We start from the raw sequence: 3136 nt of genomic DNA on the forward strand, positions 1-3136 counted from the left end.
CAGGTCTATGAAATGGCCCTGCTCTCTGCCGGAGCCGCTATTATGGCCGCAGAACTGGCGGCAGCAGGTGAGCCAGCCTTTGCTTTGTGTCGTCCTCCCGGACACCATGCCAGCCCGGATGGGTTCTGGGGCTTTTGTTATTTTAATAATATTGCCATCGCGCTGGAAAAACAATTACAAAAGAGGACGATTAATTCGGCCCTGGTAGTAGATTTCGACTTGCATTTTGGAGATGGCACCAATAATCATGTTAATAATCGTCCCGCCTTTTCCTATTACCATCTGGATGGGGACAATGCCCAAAATTACTTGCAAGGATTGGAAAAGCTGTTGGCTCACCTACGGGGAGTTGATCTCCTGGGTATATCAGCAGGTTTTGACCAGCACAGCCAGGATTGGGGGAGGCTGCTGGATACGAAGGATTACCACGAAATCGGGCGACTGCTGGGGGAATTTGCCCAGGAAAAATGTGCCGGTCGGGTCTTTGCTGTTCTGGAAGGAGGATATAACCCGATTTCTCTGGGGGAAGCGGCCCTGGCTTTCTGGCAGGGTATCGAGGGGAAGTAAGCCGGTTTCGCTACATTCCGGCTTCTTCCCAGACATTTCTTAAGAGTGAGGGTAAGTTCTACACCCAGCCCCGCATCCTGGCCGCCTGAGCCACCCGGTTGATGGAAATTACATAAGCGGCATCACGCATATACAGGCTGCTCTGCCGGGATAATTCACTGACGGCTTTAAAAGCAGCGGTCATTTTGCTGTCCAATTTCTCTAAGACCTCATCCTTTTCCCAGAAGTAATTGCTATTGGACTGAACCTGTTCAAAGTAGCTGCAGGTTACCCCCCCGGCATTGGCCAGGAAATCAGGAATGACAAAAATACCCCGTTTTTTGATTACTTCATCGGCATCTGGTGAAGTAGGACCGTTAGCCCCTTCCACCATAATTTTTACCTGCGGGCTGATTTTCTCCACATTGGCGATGGTGATCTGATTCTCCAGGGCGGCAGGGATAAGTATATCCACCTCTTGCTCCAACCAAGCCCCGCCATCCAAAACCTCGTAGCTCAGGTCCTGAGCCTTGCTCTTGTCAATACCGCCGTACATATCGGTAATTCCACAGAGTTCATCCACATTTATGCCGTCTTTCTTGCGGAAGGTATAGGGTTTGCGATCTACATGATCCCAGCAGGATACAGCGATAGCTTTGCCGCCCAATTCGCTGTACAGGCGAGCAGCATATTGTGCTACATTGCCGAATCCCTGTATGCTGGCAGTGGTAGCGGCAATATTGATGCCTTTTTCTTTAAGGGCCTCACGCAGGGTATATATTACTCCATATCCGGTAGCCTCGGTTCGGCCCAGGGAACCGCCCATTCCCACTGGTTTGCCGGTAATGAAGCCGGGATACCTTCCCCCGTGAATGGCTTCGTATTCATCCAGCATCCACAACATATGCTTAGCATTGCTCATAACATCAGGTGCGGGCACATCCAGGTTGGGGCCGACATTCCGGGCCACCTGTCTTACCCATCCCCGGCAAAGCCTCTCCTGCTCATTATCACTCAAGTTGCGCGGGTCACAAATGATTCCGCCCTTGCCACCGCCCAGGGGAATGTCTACTACCGCACATTTCCAGGTCATCCACATGGCCAGAGCCCGAACCGTGTCCGCGGTTTCATGGGGATGAAAACGGATTCCGCCTTTGGCTGGTCCCCGGGCATCGTTATGTTGAACCCGAAAGCCACGAAAAACCTGGGTACTACCGTTATCCATTTTGACCGGTATCAAAAAGTGGTATTCTCTCAAGGGTTGGCGGAGCAGTTCTCGTGTTGCCCCCTCCAAACCGATAATTTCCGCTACCCGGTCAAATTGCGCCTGCGCATGCTCATAAGGATTATAAATCTTATCCCCCATCATTCCGTCCTCCTCATTTTTGTTTGCTAAATCATTTCTTCTCATCTTTGGGCAAAATTATATCTCTCCCGGCTGGCAACAGCAAGTAAATCGGGCAAGTATACAGGTACACATAAAACCAAACAAAAGGAACATCCCTTTGTATGCGGCTGGGCAACAGCTATACACGGGGTTCGTTCCCTACACAGCCTTCGGACGCTATTAGGGTTGTTTGCGCCTGATGCGGAACGACACAGGGGTCGTTCCCTACTATGGGGAAAGTTTGTTTACCCAGGTCAAAACCTCATTCCAGTGGCTAACCCGAATAATACTATCTGAACTGAGATGACGGTTATAGGGATAATCGAACAAGATTACCGGCATGGCCTGGCTCAGTTCTGCAGCCAGGTCATGGTGATCCTCAATCATAAGCTGCACTCCATGTTGCAGGCAGACTTCCAGCTTGCTGAAGTGGTGCATATTGGGGGTAGCATTTAAAATCAAATCATCATAGGGAATATCATACTGCCGCAGCCAATCTATCGTAACCTGCTCCACCTTCTGAAAATTCTGGTTGCGGGAGGTAATAAGTATAAGTTCGTGCTCTTGCTTCAAGTGTTTTATTGTTTCCACGGCCACTTCCTTGGGCTTCATCTCCCGGTAAATGGTTCCCAGATAGGTGTTGAGAAACAAATCAGCGGTGGTCTCATCCCAGCCCAGGACATCCTCCAGGTAATAGTAGTTTAGATCCGGGATAGTGTTAAGCTTTTGTTCTTCTCCGAATATCCGGGCGTAATGCAAAATCATTTCCGTGGTGTGGGTGATGGTATTGTCTATATCGATTCCGATCTTCATCCTTAATTATTGCCTCTCCTTATAAGCTTGTTAAATCAATATTCTATACTATGCAGGCATCTTCCTCTTCCCAACTGCTGGAGGGAAACATAATTGCCTGGTAAAATTGATTTTCTTCTTGGAGGAATAGTCGATAAACACCTTTGCATTAATACTTGTATCGCTGCTGATGTGGCTGGACGGAGGTTTGAGAGATATTAACAACTATGTAGAGACAGATGCAAAGCTGTAGAATGGCATAAACGGGAATTGACAAAGCTTGAGTATAGGCCCTATGCTCATAATAATAAAATATGCAAGAAATATGGGGGGAAGGGAAAATGATAAAATGGAAAGATGAGTATAGCGTGGGGGTTGAACATATTGATGAACAGCATCGCAAATTGTTTG

At 48.4% G+C, this 3136-nt stretch carries 3 protein-coding genes; 1 reads left to right on the top strand and 2 read right to left on the bottom strand.

Annotated elements, in window-relative coordinates:
• Positions 1-567: histone deacetylase family protein (locus PHP87_RS11595; RefSeq protein ID WP_299921544.1), on the top strand; the 567-nt coding region annotated here is incomplete at its 5' end.
• 58 nt (positions 568-625) lie between these two features.
• Here PHP87_RS11595 and PHP87_RS11600 read toward each other — a convergent pair.
• A complete protein-coding gene (locus PHP87_RS11600; protein WP_299921546.1) occupies positions 626-1915 on the bottom strand; it encodes a Glu/Leu/Phe/Val dehydrogenase in 1290 nt (429 codons plus the stop codon).
• Positions 1916-2161: 246 nt separating this feature from the next.
• Complete coding sequence (locus tag PHP87_RS11605) at positions 2162-2746, bottom strand: hypothetical protein (protein WP_299921548.1); 585 nt, start codon at positions 2744-2746, stop codon at positions 2162-2164.
• Positions 2747-3136: the final 390 nt, after the last annotated feature.

The organism is Syntrophomonas sp. (genome assembly GCF_028707975.1).
In the GTDB taxonomy this organism is placed as follows: domain Bacteria; phylum Bacillota; class Syntrophomonadia; order Syntrophomonadales; family Syntrophomonadaceae; genus Syntrophomonas.

Coding starts and splice junctions, on each gene's coding strand:
- PHP87_RS11600 (WP_299921546.1), bottom strand. CDS start 1,915: ATGATGGGGGATAAGATTTATAATCCTTATGAGCATGCGCAGGCGCAA.
- PHP87_RS11605 (WP_299921548.1), bottom strand. CDS start 2,746: ATGAAGATCGGAATCGATATAGACAATACCATCACCCACACCACGGAA.